Origin of the sequence: Thermosynechococcus sp. OHK43 (assembly GCF_014466085.1) — a bacterium.
In the GTDB taxonomy this organism is placed as follows: Bacteria; Cyanobacteriota; Cyanobacteriia; order Thermosynechococcales; family Thermosynechococcaceae; genus Thermosynechococcus.
In genome coordinates, this window is sequence record NZ_JACOMP010000181.1 from 1 (window position 1) to 5,572 (window position 5,572).

Genomic DNA, 5,572 nt, shown 5'->3' on the forward strand with positions numbered 1-5,572 from the left:
ACAACCCCCATAACCCCAGTGGGCATCTCTGGTCGCGGAATCATCTCCAACCCCTGTTAGAGACAGGTGCCTTAGTGGTGGTGGATGAGGCCTTTATGGACTTTTTGCCGCCGGCGGCAAACGAGTCTCTAATAGCGGCTGTGCCTGAGTACCCCAATTTAATTGTTCTGCGATCGCTGACAAAGTTCTATGGTCTAGCGGGTCTGCGTCTAGGGTATGCCCTCTCCTCGCCCGAACGTTGGCAGCGCTGGCGAGCATGGCGAGATCCCTGGAGTGTGAATAGTCTGGCCATCATCGCTGGCGTTACGGCTTTAGGGGATCGCCCCTTTCAGGAGCACACATGGCAGTGGCTGCCACCCACACGCCATGCCTTTGCCGCTGCGCTGAACGCTTTGCCCAAACTAAAGGTGGTGACCAAGAGCAAGGCAAACTTTTTACTCATTCAAGCAACCGGCTCCATTTTGCCCCTGCAAACCTACCTCCTGCAGCAACATCGCATCTTGATTCGCGATTGTTGCAGCTTTCCCGAATTGGGCGCCTCTTACTTCCGGGTAGCGGTGCGCCGTGACAGCGAAAACCAGGGTCTTCTGGAGGCTTTGCGGGCTTATTACCAATGCCAGTAGGAATTGCATCCCCCAAAGCCAAGGTGGTATAGTAGCGGTACTTAAGGGGGCGTGGCGGAATGGTAGACGCTGCGGACTTAAGCAATTGAGCCTTAGTAGAGAAATCTATTAAGTGAATGCTCTCAAATTCAGGGAAACCTACGTTTGTCCCCAGGGCAAATATGGCAATCCTGAGCCAAGCCGTTTCCCAGGAGCATACCCACGGAAACGGAAGGTGCAGAGACTCGACGGGAGCTACCCTACCGTAGATCCTCTACGCGGGTAAAGGGAGAGTCCAATCCTCAACACCCAAGGGGTGGTCGCGAAAGCGGCAGGAGGATGAAAATCCGTTGACCTTAAACAAGTCGTGAGGGTTCAAGTCCCTCCGCCCCCACCAAACCATTTCAGGGTGATCATTCCCAAGGGTTAACCCGTTTTTCAGGGCGCGATGAAAGCAGAGTACCAGCAACGACAGCAGCAGTTTTTAGAGAAATTGGGCACAGGTGTGGCTGTTTTCTGTAGTGCCCCGCGCGCCATCATGCACAATGATGTGGACTACAACTTTCGCCAAGACAGTAATTTTTACTATCTCACGGGCTTTAATGAGCCAGAGGCGGTTGCTGTTTTTGCGCCCAACCACAGCGAGCATCGCTATGTGCTCTTTGTGCAGCCCAAGGATCTCAGCCAAGAAATTTGGACAGGGGCACGCCTTGGCGTAGACGCGGCTAAGGAGGAGTTAGGCGCCGATGCTGTATATCCCATTGGTGAGCTAGAGGAGCACCTGCCCCGCTATTTGGAGACGGGGGATCCGCTGTACTACCACTTTGGTCGCAACGAGCGTTTTAATCAACTGATTCTCAAGCACTACCAGCGGCTGCTGGCGACGCTACCAAAACGGGGCACAGGTCCGCGGGCGATCGCGGATCCCAGTATTCTCTTGGCACCCATGCGGCAAATTAAATCAGCAGCGGAACTGGCCTTGATCCGCCGGGCGATCGCCATCACTGTCGAAGCCCATCAGTGTGCCCGCGAACTGGCTGCTCCGGGGCGCTGGGAATACGAGATCCAAGCAGAGATAGAGCATGTGTTTCGCCTACGGGGAGGCGATGGCCCTGCTTATCCTTCAATTGTTGCCTCAGGTCCGAATGCCTGTGTGCTCCACTACACCGAAAACCAACGGCAAATGGCAGCAGGAGACTTGCTCCTGATTGATGCGGGCTGTGCCTATCGTTACTACAACGCCGATATTACCCGCACCTTTCCTGTAAGTGGCCAGTTTACCGGCGAACAAAAGGCGATTTATGATATTGTCCTCGCTGCCCAAAAAGCGGCAATTGAGCAGGTGCGACCGGGGAATACCTACAACCAAATCCACGATGCAGCGGTGCAGGTGATTGTTGAAGGCTTGGTTGACCTTGGCCTGCTGCGCGGGGAAATTGAGACCCTCATCAATGAAGGGAAAGAGAATCAGACCCAGAAGTACCGCACCTTCTTTATGCATGGCACCGGTCACTGGCTGGGACTCGATGTCCACGATGTCGGTCTTTACAAGCACAACAAGGAGACATGGGTGACCCTCCAGCCGGGGCAAGTGTTGACGGTTGAGCCAGGGATTTATATTCATCCTGAAGCAACCCCCGCCGAGGGTCAGCCCGAGATTGGCGATCGCTGGCGCGGCATTGGGGTGCGCATTGAAGACGATGTCCTCGTCACGGCTGACGGACACGAGGTACTCACGGCAGCGGTGCCCAAATAGTCATTCCGAAAATTATTGGCTTGGCGTGCATACTTAGCAACTGATCGATGGATAATCAATAGATAAATCAGTGAACCATCCCCCATCAGGAGTGTGCCTATGCCCCAGCCAGCTGACTTCTCTTGGGCCGGTCTGCTCGGCGCCGTACAGGAGGGGCAAGAATGGGGACACCAGTTTCTCTGCGATCCTCAGTGGCAGGGCGATCGCGATCGCATGGCCAACCATGCCATTTACGAGGCCACTTTCTGGTCCTTTGGCACTGGTGTAGTCACTGGCCTGATGGGTTGGCTTGGCCTGGTGCTGGACATTGGCTCCTTTGTCTATTCTCAAACGAAGCTAACAGCAGCCCTCTTTACCATCTATGGCCTAGATGTCGAAGATGAAAATGTGCTAATGATACTGATTTCCGTTGCTTCTGGAGTTACCGCTAATCAGCTAGCAGAGTACTTTGGCACCGAATTGTGTCGGCAAGTTTTCAACACCGTCGTCAGACGGTCGGTGGAAAAAAAATTACCCCAATTGCTGCAAAAAGTCATCCAACAGCTACCGCGGCCCCTGGCTCAACGAATTGTTGGCAGAATTGCTGGCAGAAGTGTGATGGTTCGGGCCCTGCCCTTGATTGGTGGGGTCATTGGTGGTGGCACAAACGCCATTACTATGACTGTTTTTGGCCATGGGGTGTGTGCGTTGATCAAAACTTTCCGATCCGCGCCGTCAGCTACCCCTCTGGGGCAGGAGGGGACTCTAGAACCACTTTCACCGTTGCTGCCAGGGGAATCGCCAGCAAAATTCCCAAGAAGCCTGCCACCCGCGCGCCAATGAGCAGGGCAATAAACTGCCAGAGAGGGTTGAGTCCCATCAAATTCCCTAGTAACTTGGGGGCAAGCACATTGTCCTTAATCTGTTGCAAAACCACGGCAATCAGGAAAATATTCAAAGCCAGCCACGCATCCTGAAAGAGAATGAGCAGGGTGACAAAGCCAATCCCCAGCGTTGCCCCTACCACAGGAATTAACTGGGCAACTCCAATGATAAGGGCAAAAAGAAAGCCAAAATTAACCTGCAGGGCAACCATAAAGGGAATGAGGGCAAGAAACATAAACAGCCCCAGAAACAGTTGCGCTGAAAAAAAACTGCGAATATTCAGGCGCAAAGCGTCATCCACCACCTGCCGCCAAGGCTTGGGTACCAGTTGCATTAGCCCGCGCCAAATCCCACTCCCATAAAAGAGCATATACACTGTTAGAATCAACACCAAGAGAGTATCAAAAAACCTAGTTACAGTTGTAATGGCAACACTGGGTAACAGGGCAGCAATTCCTTTGACCTGAATCGTCAGCTCTTCCATCAAGTCATTCACCCCCACGGGGAATTGGTAGCGGCGCAGGAGTTGATCCAGATGGCGCAAATTTTGATTGCTGGTATCTGCCAACTCTGGCAGTTGATTCAGGAGTTCTTCCGCCTGTTGAATCGCAAGGGGGAGCAGCAACAGCATCAATACACTGACCACCAAAAGAGTAATCAGTAACACAAGGGCGATCGCCTGCCGTCGCTGCAGACCGCGAGCACAAAGACGAATCACCACTTGATTGAGCAAAAAAGCCAAGATGGCGGCAATGACAAGAATATTAATCGGATATTCAAAATAGAGGTAAACTTGCTCCGCCACCCAGAGGTTGAGGACAGTCAGAGGTCCTGTAATTAAATAGGCAAGATACCGTTGCCAACTCCCCGGGGGACCAGACCATCGCATGGGAATCTTAGGCAGAACCGCTAAGACGGGTGCGCAGCCAACTGCCCAACATCAGTAGGCCAACAATGACCAAGGTACCCCACCCCAAGGGACTGGGATACCAATAGACTGCCTCTAGGTGATTGAGATAACCAGGTATCAATGTCCAAGTCAGGCGATCGCCCCCCCGCTGAACATGGGGGTTCACAACTGTGTCCTTCGCCATGGCTGGGCGTTCAATCGGGTGTCCCCCCCAAGGGGTTTCTAGGGCAAGCTGAAAATTCAGCAGTGACCGCGGTGCCACCAGAACGGCTTGATCACGGGACTCAATACCCAAGGGTCGCAGGTCAATGTCATAGCGAAAGCGTTCCCGGACAAAGAGCAACAGGTTCTGGTCAAAAATATCCGCCTTAGCAGTGACTTGGGAAAGATAGGGCACACGACCAATGCGATTGAGGACGGTGGCCAATTGCTGGCTGGTGTCAAAGGGAATCGTCACCTGAAGATGGGTTTTATCGCGCTGCTTGACCGCTCCCCCCAAGCGGTGCGCCTGCTGGATGACTTGCTCAGTAAAAAGAGGATCGGGCTGAGGCAGCGTTAGCCTGTAGGTTAGGCTCCCCCCCGTTTGTCCCTGATGCTGGATGACCATATCTGCTTGGACGCATCCACTCAAACAGACGAAAAGGGGTATCAAAAGCCAAAGTATCCAACGCTGCATTGCGCCTCTATTCCTTTCCTGAGTTTTGCCATGCAAAATTATCCTATCTTGGGATGCTGCCGAGGCACAAAAAAACACCCCGAACAGCTCAGGGTGTGGCCATGACTTGTCTAGGCTAATCTAGGCTATTTGTTGGGTTGAGGTGTCAAGCGCAGATAGGGTTTAACAGCATTGAAGCCCTTGGGAAACTTCTGCTTCGCTTCTTCATCGCTGAGGGAAGGCACAATCACGCACTCTTGACCCTCTTGCCAGTTGGCCGGAGTTGCCACACTGTAGTTGTCCGTCAGTTGCAGCGAATCAATGACCCGCAGAATCTCAGCAAAGTTGCGGCCTGTGCTGGCAGGATAGGTCATGGTCAGGCGCAGGCGTTTTTGGGGGTCAATGATAAAGACTGTGCGCACTGTCAGGTTGTTCAGGGAGTTGGGGTGGATCATGTCGTAGAGGTTGGAGACTTTTTTGTCCTCGTCGGCCAAAATCGGGTAATCCACCTTGACGTTGTTCACTTCTTCGATGTCTTTGATCCAGCCGAGGTGGGACTCCACACTATCGACACTCAGAGCCAAGACTTTGACATTGCGCTTCTCAAATTCTGGGCGTAACCGTGCCACTTCCCCCAGTTCTGTCGTGCAAACGGGGGTGTAATCCGCTGGATGGGAGAACAGGACAACCCAACTATCCCCTGCCCACTCGTAGAAGTTGATGTCTCCCATGGAGGAGGCTTGGGTAAAGTTGGGTACGACATCCCCAAGTTTTAGGCTCATAGA

6 protein-coding genes are annotated in these 5,572 nt (G+C 53.1%); 3 read left to right on the plus strand and 3 right to left on the minus strand.

What is annotated here, in order from left to right:
• The 3 genes from H8Q75_RS07645 to H8Q75_RS07655 all read left to right on the plus strand — a co-directional run.
• On the plus strand, positions 1 to 623 hold a 623-nt coding region (locus H8Q75_RS07645), incomplete at its 5' end, for an aminotransferase class I/II-fold pyridoxal phosphate-dependent enzyme (protein ID WP_297041032.1).
• Positions 624 to 1,050: 427 nt separating this feature from the next.
• Positions 1,051 to 2,358, plus strand: a complete 1,308-nt coding sequence (locus H8Q75_RS07650) for an aminopeptidase P N-terminal domain-containing protein (RefSeq protein ID WP_297041034.1) — start codon at positions 1,051 to 1,053, stop codon at positions 2,356 to 2,358.
• Between the two features lie 99 nt (positions 2,359 to 2,457).
• Positions 2,458 to 3,180: an EcsC family protein gene (locus H8Q75_RS07655; RefSeq protein ID WP_024125254.1), complete on the plus strand. Its 723-nt coding sequence runs from the start codon at positions 2,458 to 2,460 to the stop codon at positions 3,178 to 3,180.
• Here the strand turns inward: H8Q75_RS07655 and H8Q75_RS07660 are convergent.
• The 3 genes from H8Q75_RS07660 to H8Q75_RS07670 all read right to left on the minus strand — a co-directional run bounded on the left by H8Q75_RS07660 (position 3,077) and on the right by H8Q75_RS07670 (position 5,569).
• Positions 3,077 to 4,111 (minus strand): AI-2E family transporter, encoded by a 1,035-nt coding sequence (locus H8Q75_RS07660; protein WP_024125253.1) that lies wholly within the window; start codon positions 4,109 to 4,111, stop codon positions 3,077 to 3,079. The genes H8Q75_RS07655 and H8Q75_RS07660 overlap by 104 nt on opposite strands.
• Positions 4,112 to 4,118: 7 nt before the next feature.
• Positions 4,119 to 4,739 carry a DUF3153 domain-containing protein gene (locus tag H8Q75_RS07665; RefSeq protein WP_041429155.1) on the minus strand — a complete coding sequence of 207 codons (621 nt, stop codon included), beginning with the start codon at positions 4,737 to 4,739 and terminating at the stop codon, positions 4,119 to 4,121.
• Positions 4,740 to 4,933: 194 nt separating this feature from the next.
• Positions 4,934 to 5,569, minus strand: coding sequence for a peroxiredoxin (locus H8Q75_RS07670; RefSeq protein ID WP_024125251.1), 636 nt, complete (start codon positions 5,567 to 5,569; stop codon positions 4,934 to 4,936).
• Positions 5,570 to 5,572 lie beyond the last annotated feature (3 nt).